The organism is Mycobacterium sp. IS-1590 (assembly GCF_001500025.1).
Lineage (GTDB): Bacteria > Actinomycetota > Actinomycetes > Mycobacteriales > Mycobacteriaceae > Mycobacterium.
Genome location: NZ_LQIW01000019.1, coordinates 22,770 through 40,061, shown reverse-complemented (window position 1 = coordinate 40,061; position 17,292 = coordinate 22,770). Strand labels below are relative to the sequence as shown.

Genomic DNA, 17,292 nt, shown 5'->3' with positions numbered 1-17,292 from the left:
GCCGCACCCGAAATCCAGGCCGCCGGGCTGACCGAAGCCGAGGTCGCCCAACGCATCGCCGACGGCAAGACCAACGACGTCCCGACGCGGGCGGCGCGCAGCGTATCCGACATCGTGCGGTCCAACGTGTTCACCCGCATCAACGCCATCCTCGGCGTGCTGCTGATCATCGTGCTGTCCACCGGCTCGATCATCAACGGCGCCTTCGGATTGCTGATCATCGCCAACAGCGGCATCGGCATCATCCAGGAACTGCGCGCCAAGCGGACGCTGGACAAGCTCGCCATCGTCGGTCAGACGAAACCGTTGGTGCGCAGGCAGACCGGCGCCGGCTCCGCTACCCAGCAGCTCAGCCCCAGCGACATCGTCCTCGACGACATCATCGAGCTCGGGCCCGGCGATCAGATCGTGGTCGACGGCGAGGTGATCGAGGACGCCAACCTCGAGGTCGACGAGTCCCTGCTCACCGGGGAGGCCGATCCGATCGCGAAGGATGTCGGCGACCACGTCATGTCGGGCAGCTTCGTCGTCGCAGGCTCCGGCGCCTACCGCGCCACCAAAGTCGGCCGGGAAGCCTACGCGGCCAAGCTCGCCGAAGAGGCCAGCAAGTTCACCCTGGTGAACTCCGAACTGCGCACCGGCATCAACAAGATTCTGCAGTTCATCACGTACCTGCTCATCCCCGCCGGGCTGCTGACCATCTACACCCAGCTGTTCACCACCGAATCCGGTTGGCGCCGTTCGGTGCTGGCGATGGTCGGCGCGCTGGTGCCGATGGTGCCCGAAGGCCTGGTCCTGATGACGTCGATCGCGTTCGCGGTCGGGGTGATCCGGTTGGGCCGCAGGCAATGTCTGGTCAACGAACTACCCGCGATCGAAGGCCTGGCACGGGTCGACGTCGTCTGCGCAGACAAGACCGGCACGCTGACCGAGAACGGGATGCGCGTCTCCGACCTCGAGCAGCTCGACGAGGCTGGGCTCACGCGCGAGCTGGGGAACGTCGGAAACATCCTGGCGCAGCTCGCCGCCGACGACGCCCGCCCGAACGCGAGCATGCAGGCCATCGCCGAGGCGTACAAGATGCCGCCCGGGTGGACGGCGACGGCGACCGCGCCGTTCAAGTCCGCCACCAAGTGGAGCGGCGCCTCCTACGGCGAGCACGGCAACTGGGTGATCGGCGCGCCCGACGTGCTGTGCGAACCCGGCTCGCCGATCGCCGAACAGGCCGAACGGATCGGCTCCTCGGGGCTGCGGGTGCTGCTGCTCGGAGCCAGCGACCTGCCCGTCGACCACGCCGACGCTCCGGGCTGCGTGACCCCCGCCGCGCTGGTCGTCCTCGAGCAGCGTGTGCGGCCCGATGCCCGCGACACCCTCGATTACTTTGCCGCCCAGAAGGTTTCGATCAAGGTGATCTCCGGGGACAACGCGGTGTCCGTAGGGGCGGTCGCGGGATCGCTGGGCCTGCACGGCGAGTGCATGGACGCCAGGAACCTGCCGGAAGCCTCCGACGAACTGGCCGATGCCCTCGAGTCGCACACCACCTTCGGCCGGGTCCGCCCCGACCAGAAGCGAGCGATGGTGCACGCCCTGCAGTCCCGGGGACACACGGTCGCGATGACCGGCGACGGCGTCAACGACGTACTCGCGCTCAAGGACGCCGACATCGGCGTCGCGATGGGGTCGGGCAGCTCGGCATCGCGCGCCGTGGCCCAGATCGTGCTGCTGGACAACAAGTTCGCGACGCTGCCCTACGTCGTCGGCGAGGGACGGCGGGTGATCGGCAACATCGAACGCGTCTCGAACCTGTTCTTGACCAAGACGGTGTACTCGGTGCTGCTCGCGACGTTCGTCGGCCTGGCCGGGCTGGCGTCGAAGTTCTTCGGCACCGACCCGCTGCTGTTCCCGTTTCAGCCGATCCACGTCACGATCGCGGCGTGGTTCACGATCGGCATCCCGGCATTCATCCTGTCGCTGGCGCCGAACAAGGAACGCGCGCACCCCGGATTCGTGAAGCGGGTGATGACGGCGGCCCTGCCGTCGGGCCTGGTCATCGGTGTCGCGACGTTCGTCTCGTATCTGGCCGCCTATCAGGGCCGCGAAGCCACCGCCGTCGAGCAGACCCAGGCGTCGACCGCGGCGCTGATCACCCTGCTGGTCGGGGCGATCTGGGTTCTCGCGGTCGTGGCGCGACCCTACGAGTGGTGGCGGGTGGCGTTGGTCGTCGTCTCCGGTCTGGCCTACGTGGTGATCTTCTCGATACCGCTGGCGCAGGAGCTGTTCATGCTCGACATCTCCAACGCCAAGACGACGTCGATCGCGCTGGCCATCGGCGCTCTCGCCGCCGCCGCCATCGAGGTGATCTGGTGGGTGCAGGGCGCGGTGCTGGGAGAGCGACGCCGGTTGTGGCGGGCCGAGTAGCCTGGGGTCCATGGCATTTCTCGACAAGGTGAAGAATCTGCTGGCCCGCAACGCCGACAAGGTGGACACCGCGATCGACAAGGCCGGTGACATCGTCGACCGCAAGACGCAGGGCAAATATGCCCAGCACGTCGACAAAGTCCAGGACGCGGCGCGCAACTACGTCAACAAGGACAACCCGTCGGCGCAGGGCGCGCCACAGCAGCCGCCCCAGGCCCCGCCCCCTCAGGCTCCGCCGCAGCAGCAGCCACCGCAGCAGCCCTGAGCCATGGCCAAACTCTCCGTATCCGTCGACGTCCCCCTGCCGCCGGAGCAGGCCTGGTCGTGCGCATCCGACCTCGCCCGCTACAAGGAGTGGCTGAGCATCCACCGGGTGTGGCGCAGCAAGTTGCCCGAAACGCTGGAGAAGGGCACGACGCTGGAGTCCATCGTCGAAGTCAAGGGCATGCCGAACCGGATCAAGTGGACCATCGTGCACTACCGCCCGCCGGAGGCGATGACGCTCAACGGCGACGGCAAGGGCGGCGTGAAGGTCAAGCTGATCGGCAAGGTGCGACCGGCCCAGAAGGACCCCTCCGGATCGACCGTCACATTCGACGTGCACCTCGGCGGCCCGGCGCTGTTCGGCCCCATCGGCATGGTGGTCGCCGGTGCGCTCAAGGGCGACATCCAGGACTCGCTGAACCGGTTCAAGTCGGTGTTCGCCCCGGCCCAGTAGCCGGGTTGGTTTCTCGGGTTAGAGCGAGCCGCCGGCCAGGGCGTACTCGCCGAACGGCCCGGCCGCTGCCTCGCGGCCCAGGCGGCGCTTCTCGAGGCTGCTGTCGAGGAAGACGGTGGCCCGTGCGCCGATGAGGTGAAGCACCGCGAGAATCCCGGCCGTAAGGGCTACGGTCGAATGCCCGATGAGGAACGCGGCAAGGCAGGCGGTCGAGGCGAACAACGCCGCCGCATGCAGAAGCAGCGCCAGCGTGGCCAACCCATCGGAGGCGGGCGACCCGTCGGCGGTCGGCATGTGGTCGGTCATCGTCATCCTTCGGTAGAGCAGCCCGCCTGATACCCCTGGCCAATGAGCTCCAAACCAAGATCGTCTGTGATGACGGACACAGGTGCTACCGCGGCACCGATCGCACCCGGTCGCGCAGCTCGCGCTTGAGCACCTTGCCGTAGCTGTTCTTGGGCAGTTCCTCGATGAACTCGTAGCGTTTCGGACGCTTGAACCGCGCGATGCGATCGAGCAGATGCGCGTCCAACTCCTCGGCCGAGACCGACCCGACGATGAATGCCACCACCACCTCGCCCCACTCCTCGTCGGGCGCGCCCACGACGCCGGCCTCGATCACACCGGGATGCTCGAGCAGCACCTCCTCGACCTCGCGCGGATAGATGTTGCTGCCGCCGCTGATCACCACGTCCTTGGACCGGTCGCGCAGCGTGAGGAAGCCGCGGTCGTCGAAGGAGCCCATGTCGCCGGTGCGTAACCAGCCGTCCTGCAGCGTCGCTGCGGTCGCCTCGGGGTTCTGCCAGTAGCCCGACATCACGACGTCGCCACGGCAGACGATCTCGCCGATCTCGCCGACATCGGCCGGTGTTCCGTCGGCCCGGTGCACCGCCACGTCCACGCCGGACCGGGCATAGCCGACCGACCCGAGAACGGCGTCGTCTGCGCCGACGTGATCGGCTCTGCGCAGACCGGTGATGGTCATCGGCGCCTCGCCTTGGCCGTACAGCTGCACGAAGACCGGGCCGAACGCGGCCATCGCCTTCTTCAGGCTCTCCACGTACATGGGGCCACCGCCGTAGACGATGGTCCGCAGGTTGTTCGGGCAGGCCCGGCCGGTCTGCACCAGGCGCTGCACCATCGTCGGCGCCAGGAACGCGCTGCAACCGGGATGGCGCTCGCACAGGTCGAGAAACTCGTTCGGCTCGAACGCCGCCGACTCGGGGATCACCTGGCGCGCCGCGCGCAGCACGTAGGGCGGGATGTACAGTCCCGAGCCGTGCGACATCGGCGCGCCGTGCACCAGGGTGCAGTTCTCGTCGGGAGCGTCGAAGTCGGCCAGGTGCGACACCGTCATCGCCATCAGGTTGCGGTGCGACAGCATCGCGCCCTTGGATTTGCCGGTCGTTCCGCTGGTGTAGAACAGCCAGGCCAGAGTCTCGGGATCGGTGGTCGGTGGTCCCGAAGGCCCTGCGCTGAACCAGCTTTCGTAGCCATCGGTGCCGACGGTCGTGATCGGGACACCGGTCTGCGACGCGAGCGCTGACGCGATCTTCGGCGACGCGAACACCTGCGCGGCGCCGGAGTCTTCGAGGATCTGCACCATCTCCCGCGGGTGCAGCTTGTAGTTGATGGGCACGTACACGCATTCGGCGGCCCACACCCCGAACATCAGCTCGATGATCTCCGGACAGTTCTCGCTGGCGACGGCGATTCGCGTGCCGGGCGTGCCGAGCGTGGCGGCCAACCGCAGGGACCTCTCGCGCAGCTGTTCCCACGTCTGGTGTTGCCGCTCACCGTGATACACCGCGCCGCGGTCGCCGAAGCGGCTCGCGGCCTGGTCGAGCAGCGCGAACAGGTTCACTGCCGGGCCACCCACTCGGCGTTGAGCGCGAAGTCGGAGAGATACTTCGTCGAACTCCAGCCACCATCGACGACGATGGTCTGCCCGTTGATGAAACTCGCACCCTCCGAGCACAGGAATGCGACGGTGCTGGCGATGTCGTTCACCTCGCCCAGCCGCGGGTACGGGGTCATCTCGGTGTTGATCTTGCGGAACCGCTCGTCTTCGAGTCGCGTCGCCACCATCGGGGTCAGCGTGACGCCGGGAGCCACTGCGTTACACCGGATTCCCTGGGGACCGTATTGGCATGCGATGTGCTGGGTCAGCGACGTCAAGCCGCCCTTGGCCGCGGAGTACGCGCCACCGCGCAGCCCGCCGACGACGGCGAACGTCGAGGTCACGTTGACGATCCCCGAGCCGGCCTCCATGTGCGCAATGACGTCGCGGGCCAGCCGGAACGGTGCCCGCAGCATCAATCCCAGGAAGTAGTCCAGGGATTCGTCGTCGGTCTCGTGCAACGGTTTCGGGCTTCCCACGCCGGCGTTGTTGACCAGGAAGTCGATGCGACCCCAACGGTCCAGTGCGGCCTGCACGATGCGCTGCGGGGCCTCGTCGGCGGTGAGATCGACGGCGACCGTCGCGACGCGGTCGGTGTCACCGATCGCCTTCGTCAACCCGGCTAGCCTCGTCTCGTCGCGGCCGGTGCCCAGCACCGCCATGCCCGCCTCGGCCAGTTTGGTCGCACATCCGAAGCCGATGCCGCTGCTCGCCCCGGTCACGATCGCTACCTGAACCATTCTTGCTCCTCGCGTCCGCGGTCATATCAGCGCCGCTCGTATCCGATGCTTCAACACTTTTCCGGCGTCGTTCTTGGGCAACGACTCCCACACCGCCACCTGCTCGGGTGCCTTGAATCGCGCGACCCCGTGCTCCTCGAGCATGGTCCGCATGGCCGTGACGTCCGGCGGCGGCTGGTCGCTGGCCACCACGACAGCGCAGGCCCGCTCACCGGTGCGCTCGTCGGGTATGCCGACGATGGCGATCTCCGCGACGCCCGGATGACCGATGAGGATGTCCTCGACCTCCTTGGGCGAGATGTTCTCTCCGTTGCGGATGATGATGTCCTTGGCGCGACCGATGACGACGAGGAAGCCGTCGTCGACCCACCGGCCGAGGTCGCCGGTGCGGAAGTAGCCTTCGTCGTCGAATGCGGTGGTCTCGTCCTCGGGGTGCAGGTAGCCGACGAGCATCTGCGGCCCGCGGGCGCGGATCTCGCCGTCGACGAGTTTGATGTCGGCGATCCCCGGTCTGCCGTCGGTGTCGGCCGCACGCCCGGCGTCGTCGAGCGCGCCGACCGTGGTCACCGGCACCTCCGTCGAGCCGTAGACCCGGGACACCGCCGCCTTCTCGAAATATGCGGTGGCGCTGCGGATCAGCGACGGCGGCACCGACGCGCCACCACAGATGAACACCTTCAGCCCGGGTAGCCGCGTCCCGGCCCGTTCGGCGGCGCTGAGCAACCCGTCGAGGAACGGCGTGGCCCCCGCCATGTGCGTGACCCGCTCGGCGAGCATCAGCGCCACCGCCGCATCCGGATCCCAGCGTTGCATCAGCACCGCGGTGCTGTCCAGCAGCAGGGGACACTCGAACGCATAGATCGACCCGCCGATGTGCGCGATCGGGGACGGCACCAGGAACGTGTCACCGTCCTCGACGCGCCAGTGCTCACCGATCTGACGAATCAGTGCGTGGATCGAGTTATGGGTGTGCAGCACGCCTTTCGGCCGACCGGTGGTTCCCGACGTGTAGAGGATCATGCGCACCGTGTCGGCGTTCAACACCGGCAGGACGCCCCCGCCGCCCATTAGTGACTCGAACGGTGTGTGATCGCCCGCGTCGCCCCGCACCACGATGACTTCCGGCGGGGCGGACATCGCGCCGGTGACGCGGTCGAGCATCGCGACATAGTCGTGTTTGTTGAAGGCGGACGGCACGAAGATCGCCCGGACGTCGGCGTCGCGCAGAATGAACGTCAGTTCGTGGTCGCGCAGCGACGGCAGGATCGGGTTGACCACCATGCCTGCCAACGTCGCCCCGTGGTAGATGACCGCGGCCTCGTGCCAGTTCGGCAACATGAACGAGACCACGCTGCCGGCCGGCATGCGCGACATCAACGTGTGCGCCAGCGCCACCGCGCGGTCATGCAGCTCGCGGCAGGAGAGCCGGATGTCGCCGTCCACCAACACCGTTCGGTCAGGGGTCGAGGTGGCCGCGTCGCGCAGTGCGTCGGCCAGCGTGTCGTGCACCCACAGGCCGCGCCGGTAGGCGTCGGCGCTGCGCTTCTCGTCGACCCGCACGGTTGGGGCCTAACCCTTGATCCGGCGCATCGTCATCGAGTGTCGGTACCGCGACGAAGGATGGGTGTTGATGGTCACCTGAGCGACCTCGCCGTCGGAGGTCGTGTAGGCGCGGCGCATCTTCAGCGCGGCGCTGCCCGCGTCGGCCTTGAGCGCCTTGGCGAGGTCTGGGGAGACGGTGATCGCCGCCATCTCCTGGTGCACCTCGACGATGCTGACCCCGAACAGATCTTCGATCAGCGGGAAGATCGGTCCCGAATGGCGTTGCAGCAGACGACCGACCGCCGCGAAGGCCCGATTGATGTAGTACTCGGTGGTGCAGACCGGGGTATCGCTGCCCTCGGCCTGCCGGCAGCCGCGCACGGCCAGCCACTGCGTACTTGCCTCCAGCCCGGTGTGGGCGGCCAGCTCGTCGTCGACGGTGACCATCGCGTTGGACTCGATCGTGAGCTGGGCTCCGGCCGCGAAGGCCAGCAGGTCGTCGATCGAAACGACGTCTTGCGCATACGAATTGGACGCGGGTCGGGGGACCACGAGGGTGCCGGCGCGTGGCCGCGACGCGATCAGGTTGTCCTCGCGCAGCCGGCGCAGCGCCTCGCGGACGGTGTAGCGGCTGACCGCGAAGCGTTCGCACAGTTGTTGTTCGGTGGGAAGCTGCGAGCCGACGGGGTAGATCCCGTCGACGATCTCCTTGCGCAGCGTGCGGGCCACCTGCAGGTAGCGATGGTCGGTGGGGCTGACGGTCATGTCCGTCGCAGCGCCAGCACGCTGCCCTCGCCGTCGGCCGACACGTACAGAGTGCCGTCACGACCGACGGTGATGCCGGCGAACGGCCCCTGCGGTCCGGAGAACGGCGGCATGCCCTTGAGCGGTTTGGGCTCCACGCCCGGCGGCGGCCCCACGGGCAGATTCGAGGCGATCGTGGTGCGCGCACCGGTGTTCAGGTTCACCGCGATCACCTCCTTCGCGCCCGCGTCGACGATGTAGAGCACTCCGTCGGCGACCGTGATGCCCTGGGGCCGCTGCAGACCGTCGACCACCGTCTCCTTCACATCGCCGACCGCGATCACCCGGCCCGCCCCGGACTCGGCGACCAGCGGACGACCGTCGTCGAATGCGACGCCGACGGGATCCCGCAGATCTGACGCCAGCACCTTGGTGCCGCCGGTGGCCAGCGCGTGTACCCTGCCCGTGCCGAGTTCGGTGAACACGATCCGCCCACCAGGTCCGACCGCGACACCGTAGAGCTGGTCGAAACCGTCTGCCAGGTAGTCGGTCTCGCCATCGGCGGGACGGTACCGACCGATCTGGCCACCCGACGTGGCCACCACGAACGCATTGCCGTCAACCGGTGCCAGCCCGCGCAGGAAGCCGGGATAGCCGGGGGAGAACAGCATCCCGACGGTCTGCAGCGATCCGTCATCGCCGACGGTGTAGAAGTAGGTGCCGTCAGCGACGTAGAGCCGGCCGTCCCCGCCGACCGCCAGATCCAGCGGCCAGTTCAACCCGCCGCCGAGCAGTGTGCGGGTCTCGCCCACGCCGACGATCTCGGTGATCTCACCGGTGAAGTTCGAGACGAACAGCCGGTCCCCGACGAACGTCAGGTTGTCCAGTCCCGGGTTGAGCTGCGCCAGAAGGGTTTTCTCGCCGCTTCGGGGATCGATCCGCAGTACCTGGCCGCTGGCCACCTGCGTGGAGACCAGGTTGCCCTGCGGGTCGAACTTCACCGCATCGGGCACACCGAGGTCGGCGGCCACCCGTTGCGGCTCACCGCCATTGGGATCGATGCGCCAGATCTCGTTGGCCGTCATCAGCGGGTAGTAGAGTAGGCCGTCCGGGCCCACCTCCATGGCGTTCGGTGACGGCAGGTTCTCCACCAGGATCCGCTCGGCGCCCGTGACGCGGTCGAGTTCCATCAGCCGCCCACCGTCGCGGCACTCGTTGACGAACAAACGGTCCTGGTGCACGGTGATGCCGTTCGCGCAGGGCAGGTCGTCGCGCAGCACCCGCGTGCGGCCCGCGGCGTCACGCACGCTGACCCGTCCGTCCATCACCTCGGTCGCGAACAGGTTGCCGTCGCTGTCGAAGGCGACGTCGTCGGGGGCGATGATGTCGCCGCCCTTTGCGCTGATGGTCTCGAGCTTTCCGGTACCCAGGTCCAGCGCGCTGATCTGGCTGCCCGTCACCTGGGCGACGTAGACGCGGTCGTCGGGGCCGGTGCGCAGACCGTTCGCACCGAACAGCCGGCTCGGGGCGGTGATCCGCTCGACACGCCACCCGGCCACAGCGGTCGGATTTCCGCCCGGATAGCGAGACTGCTGCAAGGACCCCGTCGCCGATTGCGTCATGACCTGGCACGTTAGCAAGCCCGCTTAGTCCAGACAATAGGGCGCGAAAGAAGATGGTTCGCCCTTGACGGGCAGATTCCCGCTGGGGAATAGTGTTCTGCAACATGGAGAGCAACACTCGTTGTCCGGACAAATAGTATGACCGACCTCTTGCGGCTGGATGGCCGGATCGTCGTGGTCTCGGGTGCGGGCGGCGGCGGAATCGGCACCACCGTGACCCGAATGGCGGCCGAGGCCGGTGCCACGGTGGTGGCCGTCAGCCGGTCGCGCGACAACCTCGACCAACACGTCGGACCGCTGGCCGAACGCGGCCTGCCGGTGCACCCGGTTGCCGCCGACGCCTCCACCGACGACGGCATCGCCACCGTGCTGGAGCAGGTCCGGCGAACCGACGGTGATCTCTACGGACTGGTGAACATCGCAGGCGGCGCTGCGCCCTCGACCTGGATGCCCTCGACCCGGGTGACGCGCGAAGACTGGCGGGCCCTGTTCACCGCGAACCTGGAAACCGCGTTCTTCATGAGCCAAGCGGTGTGTGGAGAACTACGCGCCCGCGGCCTGAAGGGTTCGGTCGTCTCAGTGTCGTCGATCAGCGGGATGAACACCGCGCCGTTCCACATCGCCTACGGCACGGCGAAGGCGGCGGTGGTCGCGATGACGCGCACCATGGCCGCCGAATTGGCGCACGACGACATCCGCGTCAACGCGGTGGCGCCCGGGGTGACCGAGACCGCCGCGTCGCGAACCTATGTCGACGTCGATCCCGACCGCGACCGGCGGGCGATCGCGATGGGCAGGCGGGGCCGACCCGAAGAGCAGGCGGGGGCCATCCTGTTTCTGCTGTCGGACCTGTCGAGCTACATCACCGGGCAGACGCTGCTCGTCGACGGTGGACTCAATCTGAAGTGGACGCATCTCGGCGCCGACAACACGTCGTTGTTCTTGAAAGACGAAACCTTCCGCGCAGAAATCAGTCGGTTCTAAGGAGTTTGCGATGACCGATACGCAGGATCGTGAAGTAGAAGTGCCGGAGGAGCTTTCGGCGCCGATGACGATCCCGGTGGACGCGTACGTCTCCGAGGAGTACGCGCGCGCCGAACGAGACAAGCTGTGGCGCAAGGTGTGGCAGCAGGTCGGTCGCGTCGAAGAACTCCCAGAGGTCGGCAGCTACCTGACTTACGACATCCTCGACGACTCGATCATCGTCGTGCGCACGGGGGAGAACGAGTTTGCCGCGCACCACAACGTGTGCATGCACCGCGGCCGCCGCCTCGTCGACACCCCCGACGGTGCGAAGAACGCCGTCGGACGCGCCCGCAAGTCGTTCGTCTGCGGATTCCACGGCTGGACATACGGCCTCGACGGCGCCTGCACCCACGTCCGCGAGCAGGACGACTGGAACGGCGCGCTCACCCCGCAGAACACCCACCTCGTTCCCGTCCAGGTCGACACCTGGGGTGGCTGGTTGTTCATCAACATGGACCCCGACTGCGAACCCCTCGCCGACTACCTGTTTCCGGCCGCCAAGATCCTCGACCCGTTCGGGCTGGAGAACATGCGCTACAAGTGGCGCAAATGGCTGTATTTCGACTGCAACTGGAAGGTCGCGCTGGAGGCTTTCAACGAGACCTACCACGTGTTCACCACGCATCCGGAATTCAACAAGTTCGGTGAGTTCAAGGGGTGGGCCAAGGCGCAGGGCAGGCACAGCAACATCGGGTACGACGCGCCCAAGGACATGGAGGCCACCAAGTCCAAGATCCGGCTCGGCACCGGCGACGACCCCCGCGTCTCCACCGCGGAGATGCAGATGTACACGTGGGAGCAGACCAACGCGACGACCACCGAGACGCTGGTGAACGCGGCCAAGCGGCTGGTCGACGAACTGCCCGAGGGCACGCCTCCCGACAAGGTTCTCGAGCACTGGCTGGCCTCGGCGCGCCGCGACGACGAGGCGCGCGGCGTCGTCTGGCCGACCATTCCGCCCGACATCCTCGGGCAGGCCGGTACGGCGTGGCAGGTCTTCCCGAACTTCCAGATCGGCCAGGGGCTGACGACCGCGTTGTGCTACAGCGCCAGACCGCACCCGAGCTACGACCCCAACAAGTGCATCTTCGAAGTGGCGACCCTGGAGCTGTTCCCGAAGGGCCAAGAGCCGCAGACACATTGGGAGTACACGCCCAAGGACAGCCCGAACTGGCTGTCGGTGCTGCCCCAGGATTTTTCGAACATGGCCGCCGTGCAGCAGGGCATGAAGTCGCTGGGCTTCCCGGGCACCAAACCCAGCCCGTACCGCGAGCGCAGCACCGTGAACCTCCACTACCAGTTGTCCAAGTACATGGGCACCGGCGAACCGAAAGAGCTCTGAGCTATGACAATGTTCGACACCTGCGGGCCCACCGAGACGCCCGACGACATCGACATCGACGCGCTTCGGGAGAAGTACGCCCAGGAGCGGGCGAAAAGGCTTCGGCCCGAGGGTTCCAAGCAGTACGTCGAATTGTCCGACGACTTCGCCGGCTACTACGAGGTGGACCCGTACACGCCCGTGGCGCCGCGCGACCCGATCGTCGAGGACATCGACGTCGCGGTGCTCGGTGGCGGCTTCGGCGGGCTGCTCTCGGCGGCGCACCTGAAGAAGGCCGGTGTCGAGGACGTCCGGATCATCGAGCTGGGCGGGGACTTCGGCGGTGTCTGGTACTGGAACCGGTATCCGGGCATCCAGTGTGACAACGAGTCATATTGCTACATACCGCTTCTGGAAGAGCTCGACTACATTCCGAGCAAGAAGTTCGCCGACGGCCCCGAGATCTACGAGCACTGCAGGCGCATCGGCAAACACTTCGGCCTCTACGACTCGGCGATCTTCTCCACCCAGGTGCGGGACATGCGCTGGGACGAGGAGATCAAGCGGTGGCGCCTGGCCACCAACCGCGGTGACGACATCCGCGCACGTTTCGTGGTGCTGGCCTCGGGCCCGTTCCACCGGCCCAAGCTTCCGGGGATCCCGGGCATGAAGGACTTCAAGGGGCACAGCTTCCACTCGTCGCGGTGGGATTACGACTACACCGGCGGGGACTACACCGGCGGCATGGACAAGCTGGCCGACAAGCGCGTCGCGATCATCGGCACCGGCGCCACCAGCATCCAGGTGGTGCCGTTCCTGGCCCGAGACGCCCAGCATCTGTACGTGTTCCAGCGCACCCCGTCGACGGTCGACGTGCGTAACAACACGACCACCGACCCGGAATGGGTCAAGACGCTTCAGCCCGGATGGCAGAAGGAGCGGCAGCGCAACTTCCACTCGTGGACATTCGAGGGCATGGCGCTCGGGCAGCCGGACCTGGTGTGCGACTTCTGGACCGAACTCGGCCGCAACACCGCGGCGCGGGTGCTCTCGCTCGAGGATCCCTCCACGATGACACCCGAACAGTTCATGGCGATCCGCGAGGAAGAGGACTACAAGATCATGGAGCGGCTGCGCCGCCGGATCGCCGAGATCGTCGAGGACGCCGACACCGCCGAGGCGCTCAAGCCGTACTACCGATTCCTGTGCAAGCGGCCGCTGTCCAACGACGACTATCTGCCCGCCTTCAACCGGCCCAATGTCACGTTGGTCGACGTATCCGATTCCAAAGGGGTCGAACGGATCACCGAGAAGGGCATCGTCGCCAACGGCCAGGAGTACGAGGTCGACTGCATCATCTACGCCAGCGGCTTCGAGATCACCACCGAGATCAGCAGGCGCTACTCGATCGACGCGATCGAAGGGCGCGACGGCGTGTCGCTCTACGACTACTGGCGCGACGGCTACAAGACGCTGCACGGCATGACGAGCCGCGGCTTCCCGAATCAGTTCTTCACCGGCTTCACCCAGGTCGGCATCTCGGCCAACATCGCGGCCAACTACGAACTGCAGGGCGAGCACATCGCCTACATCGTCGCCGAGGCGCTGAAGCGGGGCGCGACCGTCGTCGAACCGACCGACGATGCGCAGGAGCAGTGGTGCCAGACCATCCGCGAATCCGCGGTCGACAACTCGGCTTTCGACGCGTCCTGCACACCGGGCTACTACAACAACGAGGGCGGCGGTGGCGGGGAGGGCATCCGCTCACACCTCGGCGAACCCTACGGCCCGGGCTTCTACGCGTTCGGCGATCTGCTGAAGGAGTGGCGCGACAAGGGCGACCTCGATGGCCTGGTACTCGAGAAGTAGCGATGGGTGAGGTGCGCTTCGACGGTCGGGTGGCCGTCGTCACCGGCGGCGGCAGGGGACTGGGCCGCTCGTACGCCATGCTGCTCGCCGAGCGGGGCGCCAAGGTCGTCGTCAACGATCCGGGCGGCAGCCTGACCGGTGAGGAATACGACCCGGTCCACCCGCCATCCGATAGTCCCGCCCCCGCCGAAGAGGTGGTACGCGAGATCACCGCTGCCGGAGGCGAAGCCGTGGCCGACACCGACTCGGTGGCGAGCCCGGCCGGCGGCAAGGCGATCGTCGAGACGGCTCTGGAGCATTACGGGCGCATCGACATCCTGATCCACAACGCCGGCATCGTGCGCCGCGCTCCGCTCGCCGAGATGACGTACGACGACTTCGAAGCGGTGCTCGACGTCCACCTTCGCGGCGCGTTCCACGTTGTGCGCCCGGCATTTCCGTCGATGTGCGAAGCCGGCTACGGCCGCATCGTGCTGACGTCCTCGATCGGCGGCCTGTACGGCAATCACGGCGTCGCCAACTACGCGGTGGCCAAGGCCGGCGTCGTCGGGCTGTCCAACGTGGCCGCGATGGAGGGCGCCGCACACGGCGTCAAGAGCAACGTGATCGTGCCCGCCGCAGTGACCCGGATGGCCGAGGGCATCGACACGTCCGCGTATCCACCGATGGGCGCCGAGTTGGTCGCCCCCGCGGTGGGGTGGCTGGCGCACGAATCATGTTCGATCACAGGTGAAGCGCTGATCGCGCTGGCCGGCCGGATCGCTCGGGCCGTGGTCGTGGAAACGCCTGGGGTCTACCGGCCGTCGTGGTCGATCGAGGACGTCGGCGCGCAGATCGGCGCGATCCGCGACATGTCCGAACCGGTGGTGTTTCCCGTGGTGCCCGATGGGCACGGCGATCACATCAAGTACAGCTTCGCGATGGCGCAGAAGGGCGGTGTGCATGCCTAGCGGCCCGCTGACCGGCGTGCGTGTCGTCGACCTCACCGCGATGGTGATGGGTCCGTACTGCACCCAGATCATGGCGGACATGGGTGCCGACGTCATCAAAGTCGAACCGCCGCAGGGGGATAACACCCGCTTCATCTCCGTGGGTCCCTCGCCGGGGATGAGTGGGGTGTTCGTCAACGTCAACCGCGGTAAGCGCAGCGTGGTGCTGGACCTGCAGACCGAACACGGAAAGGCGGCGATGCGCGCGCTCATCGAACGGTCCGACGTGTTCATCCACTCCATGCGCGCCAAGGCGGTCGCCAAGCTGGGCTTCGGCTACGACGACGTCGCGGCCGTCAATCCCGCGATCGTCTACACCAACTGCTACGGCTATGGCCGCCGCGGGCCCGACCGCGACCGCCCCGCCTACGACGACACCATCCAGGCCGAGGCCGGATTGCCCGCGGTGCAAAAGCAATTGACCGGAGACGCCGATTTCGTCGGCACGATCATGGCCGACAAGGTCGGCGGGCTGACCGCCCTCTACGCGACGATGATGGCGCTGTTTCATCGCGAGCGCACCGGGGAGGGCCAGGAGGTCGAGGTCGCCATGTTCGAGACAATGGCGTCGTTCATGCTGGTCGAACATGCCAACGGCGCCATGTTCGACCCCCCACTGGGTCCCGCTGTGTACCCGCGCACGGTCGCACCGAACCGCAGGCCGTATCGGACCAGCGACGGGTACATTGCCGCTCTGATCTACAACGACAAACACTGGAACGCGTTCATCGACGCGGTGCAGCCCCCGTGGAACAACGAGACCTACGCCACGCTGGAACAACGCGCCCACAACATCGATGTCGTGTACGGGCTGCTGGCCCAGACCATGACGGAACGCACCACCGCCGAATGGCTTGACCTGTTCGGGAAACTCGAGATTCCCGCCGCGCCGCTGAACACCCCCGACGCGCTGTTCGACAACGAGCACCTGAACGCGGTCGGGCTCTTCGAGACCGTCGAGACCGCCGACGGGCCGGTGCGCTTTCCGGGAGTGCCGACGTGGTTCTCCCGCACCCCCGGCAAGGTCGCGGGCCCCGCCCCGACGTTGGGCGCCCACACCGACAGTGTTCTCCGAGAGCTCGGTGACCTGGGCCCGACCGCGGCAACGCCCGAGTCGGCGTCCGCGCCCGAGCCCGCTGGCACGCCTCAGCCCGCCGAGCCCCCTCCCGCCGAAACTGCGGTTTCTGCGGAAAAAGGGCCGAATCTGGTCAACAACCGCAGTCTCGGCACGTCGGAGGTGGGGTAGGCGTGGAATTCGCCATGGGCGATAAGGCCGCGGAGTTACGCGGCGAACTGCGTGCGCTGGTAAAAGAGCATGTGCCCGAGAACTATCTGGGTGCGTTCACCGACGACCCCGCCGATCTCGAGATCGCACAACGGTTCTGCCGCATGCTTGCCGAACGCGAACTGCTGTGCCTGTCGTGGCCCAAAGAGTTCGGCGGTGGCGGAGCATCGGTGTGGGAACAGACGGTGGTGCGCGAGGAGATGTGGGCGCACCACGAACCGCGCGGCGCCCAGTACATGGGTGTCAACTGGGTCGGCCCGATCATCATGCGTCACGGGACCGAGGACCAGCAGCGCAAACACCTGCCGCCGATCGCGCGCGGCGAAGTCATTTGGTGTCAGGGCTTCTCCGAACCCGAGGCGGGCTCCGATCTGGCATCCCTGCGCACCGCCGCCCGTCGTGACGGTGACGGGTGGCTGGTCAGCGGGCAGAAGATCTGGACGTCCTACGCGACGATGGCGCAGTGGTGCTTTCTGCTCGCGCGGACCTCGCGCGGTGAGAAGAAGCAGCAGGGCCTCACGATTTTCCTTGTCCCGATGGATGATCCGGCGATCGAGGTCAGGCCGATCCGCTGCATGATGGGCCCGCATCACCTCAACGAGGTGTTCTTCGACGATCTGCGTGTCACCGACGCCGATGTGCTCGGGACGGTCGATGCCGGCTGGTCGGTGGTGCAGGACGTGATGGCCTTCGAGCGGGTCGGCATCGCACGCTACGCACGCTGTGAACGACTACTGGCCGCGGCGCCCACCGTGCTGGGTGACCGGTGGGACGCACTCCCCGGGGAACTGCGCGGCCGGTGGATCCGCATGCTGACCCACTGCCGGCGCGCCCGGCTGATGGCCTACCGCGTGGTGTCCCTGCAGAGCAGCGGACGCATTCAGCCCGGTGACGCCGCGGCCTACCGGATCGCGGTCACCAAGCTCGACCAGGACAGCGCGGAAGTCCTGATGGACATCGCGGCAGAGGTGTCGCACGACGACCCCCGCGCCTCCTGGTTCCTCGGCGAGGTCGAGGACCACTGGAAGTACTCACAGGCCTCCACGGTGTCGTCGGGAAGTATCGAAATGCAACGGATCCTGCTGTCGCGTGCTCTGTTGGCGGCGGCGAAATGAGCG

General features: G+C 67.1%; 15 protein-coding genes. 9 read left to right on the top strand and 6 right to left on the bottom strand.

The window, feature by feature from the left end:
- Positions 1–12 precede the first annotated feature (12 nt).
- Genes AU197_RS13975 through AU197_RS13965 form a run of 3 tightly spaced genes read left to right on the top strand, consistent with a single transcriptional unit; the run spans position 13 to position 3,136 of the window.
- Complete coding sequence (locus AU197_RS13975) at positions 13–2,418, top strand: cation-translocating P-type ATPase (protein WP_502687880.1); 2,406 nt, start codon at positions 13–15, stop codon at positions 2,416–2,418.
- Positions 2,419–2,428: 10 nt separating this feature from the next.
- Positions 2,429–2,683, top strand: a complete 255-nt coding sequence (locus AU197_RS13970) for an antitoxin (RefSeq protein ID WP_064403304.1) — start codon at positions 2,429–2,431, stop codon at positions 2,681–2,683.
- Between the two features lie 3 nt (positions 2,684–2,686).
- Positions 2,687–3,136: a type II toxin-antitoxin system Rv0910 family toxin gene (locus AU197_RS13965; RefSeq protein ID WP_064403303.1), complete on the top strand. Its 450-nt coding sequence runs from the start codon at positions 2,687–2,689 to the stop codon at positions 3,134–3,136.
- 18 nt (positions 3,137–3,154) lie between these two features.
- On the opposite strand, the gene AU197_RS13960 is transcribed toward AU197_RS13965, so the two are convergent.
- The 6 genes from AU197_RS13960 to AU197_RS13935 form a co-directional block, all read right to left on the bottom strand.
- The gene (locus AU197_RS13960) at positions 3,155–3,442 is read right to left on the bottom strand and encodes a hypothetical protein (RefSeq protein WP_156434420.1); all 288 of its coding nucleotides are present in this window, start codon (positions 3,440–3,442) and stop codon (positions 3,155–3,157) included.
- 85 nt (positions 3,443–3,527) lie between these two features.
- Positions 3,528–5,000 carry an acyl-CoA synthetase gene (locus AU197_RS13955; RefSeq protein ID WP_064403325.1) on the bottom strand — a complete coding sequence of 491 codons (1,473 nt, stop codon included), beginning with the start codon at positions 4,998–5,000 and terminating at the stop codon, positions 3,528–3,530.
- A complete protein-coding gene (locus AU197_RS13950) occupies positions 4,997–5,776 on the bottom strand; it encodes an SDR family NAD(P)-dependent oxidoreductase (RefSeq protein WP_064403301.1) in 780 nt (259 codons plus the stop codon). The genes AU197_RS13955 and AU197_RS13950 overlap by 4 nt, the downstream gene beginning before the upstream one ends.
- Before the next feature lie 21 nt (positions 5,777–5,797).
- A complete protein-coding gene (locus AU197_RS13945) occupies positions 5,798–7,336 on the bottom strand; it encodes an AMP-binding protein (RefSeq protein ID WP_064403300.1) in 1,539 nt (512 codons plus the stop codon).
- Between the two features lie 9 nt (positions 7,337–7,345).
- Positions 7,346–8,083: a GntR family transcriptional regulator gene (locus AU197_RS13940; protein ID WP_064403299.1), complete on the bottom strand. Its 738-nt coding sequence runs from the start codon at positions 8,081–8,083 to the stop codon at positions 7,346–7,348.
- Positions 8,080–9,684 (bottom strand): SMP-30/gluconolactonase/LRE family protein, encoded by a 1,605-nt coding sequence (locus AU197_RS13935; RefSeq protein WP_064403298.1) that lies wholly within the window; start codon positions 9,682–9,684, stop codon positions 8,080–8,082. The genes AU197_RS13940 and AU197_RS13935 overlap by 4 nt, the downstream gene beginning before the upstream one ends.
- A gap of 138 nt (positions 9,685–9,822) precedes the next feature.
- Here AU197_RS13935 and AU197_RS13930 point away from each other — a divergent pair, with 138 nt between their 5' ends.
- From AU197_RS13930 to AU197_RS13905, 6 genes are read left to right on the top strand one after another with little or no spacing between them, the layout of a single operon-like run.
- Positions 9,823–10,668 carry an SDR family NAD(P)-dependent oxidoreductase gene (locus AU197_RS13930; RefSeq protein ID WP_064403297.1) on the top strand — a complete coding sequence of 282 codons (846 nt, stop codon included), beginning with the start codon at positions 9,823–9,825 and terminating at the stop codon, positions 10,666–10,668.
- Between the two features lie 10 nt (positions 10,669–10,678).
- A complete protein-coding gene (locus AU197_RS13925) occupies positions 10,679–12,052 on the top strand; it encodes an aromatic ring-hydroxylating oxygenase subunit alpha (RefSeq protein WP_064403296.1) in 1,374 nt (457 codons plus the stop codon).
- Between the two features lie 3 nt (positions 12,053–12,055).
- A complete protein-coding gene (locus tag AU197_RS13920; protein ID WP_064403295.1) occupies positions 12,056–13,900 on the top strand; it encodes a flavin-containing monooxygenase in 1,845 nt (614 codons plus the stop codon).
- Positions 13,901–13,902: 2 nt separating this feature from the next.
- Positions 13,903–14,850, top strand: coding sequence for an SDR family NAD(P)-dependent oxidoreductase (locus AU197_RS13915; protein ID WP_064403294.1), 948 nt, complete (start codon positions 13,903–13,905; stop codon positions 14,848–14,850).
- Positions 14,843–16,135: a CaiB/BaiF CoA transferase family protein gene (locus tag AU197_RS13910; RefSeq protein ID WP_082696669.1), complete on the top strand. Its 1,293-nt coding sequence runs from the start codon at positions 14,843–14,845 to the stop codon at positions 16,133–16,135. The genes AU197_RS13915 and AU197_RS13910 overlap by 8 nt, the downstream gene beginning before the upstream one ends.
- Positions 16,136–16,149: 14 nt before the next feature.
- On the top strand, positions 16,150–17,289 hold the full coding sequence (locus AU197_RS13905) for an acyl-CoA dehydrogenase family protein (protein WP_197415538.1): 1,140 nt from the start codon (positions 16,150–16,152) through the stop codon (positions 17,287–17,289).
- The last annotated feature ends 3 nt before the right edge of the window (positions 17,290–17,292 follow it).

Bases quoted from the DNA above. Each gene is read 5' to 3' on its own strand.
- AU197_RS13905 (WP_197415538.1), top strand. From the start codon at position 16,150: ATGGGCGATAAGGCCGCGGAGTTACGCGGCGAACTGCGTGCGCTGGTA.
- AU197_RS13935 (WP_064403298.1), bottom strand. From the start codon at position 9,684: ATGACGCAATCGGCGACGGGGTCCTTGCAGCAGTCTCGCTATCCGGGC.
- AU197_RS13930 (WP_064403297.1), top strand. From the start codon at position 9,823: ATGACCGACCTCTTGCGGCTGGATGGCCGGATCGTCGTGGTCTCGGGT.
- AU197_RS13915 (WP_064403294.1), top strand. From the start codon at position 13,903: ATGGGTGAGGTGCGCTTCGACGGTCGGGTGGCCGTCGTCACCGGCGGC.
- AU197_RS13925 (WP_064403296.1), top strand. From the start codon at position 10,679: ATGACCGATACGCAGGATCGTGAAGTAGAAGTGCCGGAGGAGCTTTCG.
- AU197_RS13960 (WP_156434420.1), bottom strand. From the start codon at position 3,442: ATGACCGACCACATGCCGACCGCCGACGGGTCGCCCGCCTCCGATGGG.
- AU197_RS13965 (WP_064403303.1), top strand. From the start codon at position 2,687: ATGGCCAAACTCTCCGTATCCGTCGACGTCCCCCTGCCGCCGGAGCAG.
- AU197_RS13920 (WP_064403295.1), top strand. From the start codon at position 12,056: ATGACAATGTTCGACACCTGCGGGCCCACCGAGACGCCCGACGACATC.
- AU197_RS13910 (WP_082696669.1), top strand. From the start codon at position 14,843: ATGCCTAGCGGCCCGCTGACCGGCGTGCGTGTCGTCGACCTCACCGCG.
- AU197_RS13940 (WP_064403299.1), bottom strand. From the start codon at position 8,083: ATGACCGTCAGCCCCACCGACCATCGCTACCTGCAGGTGGCCCGCACG.
- AU197_RS13970 (WP_064403304.1), top strand. From the start codon at position 2,429: ATGGCATTTCTCGACAAGGTGAAGAATCTGCTGGCCCGCAACGCCGAC.
- AU197_RS13950 (WP_064403301.1), bottom strand. From the start codon at position 5,776: ATGGTTCAGGTAGCGATCGTGACCGGGGCGAGCAGCGGCATCGGCTTC.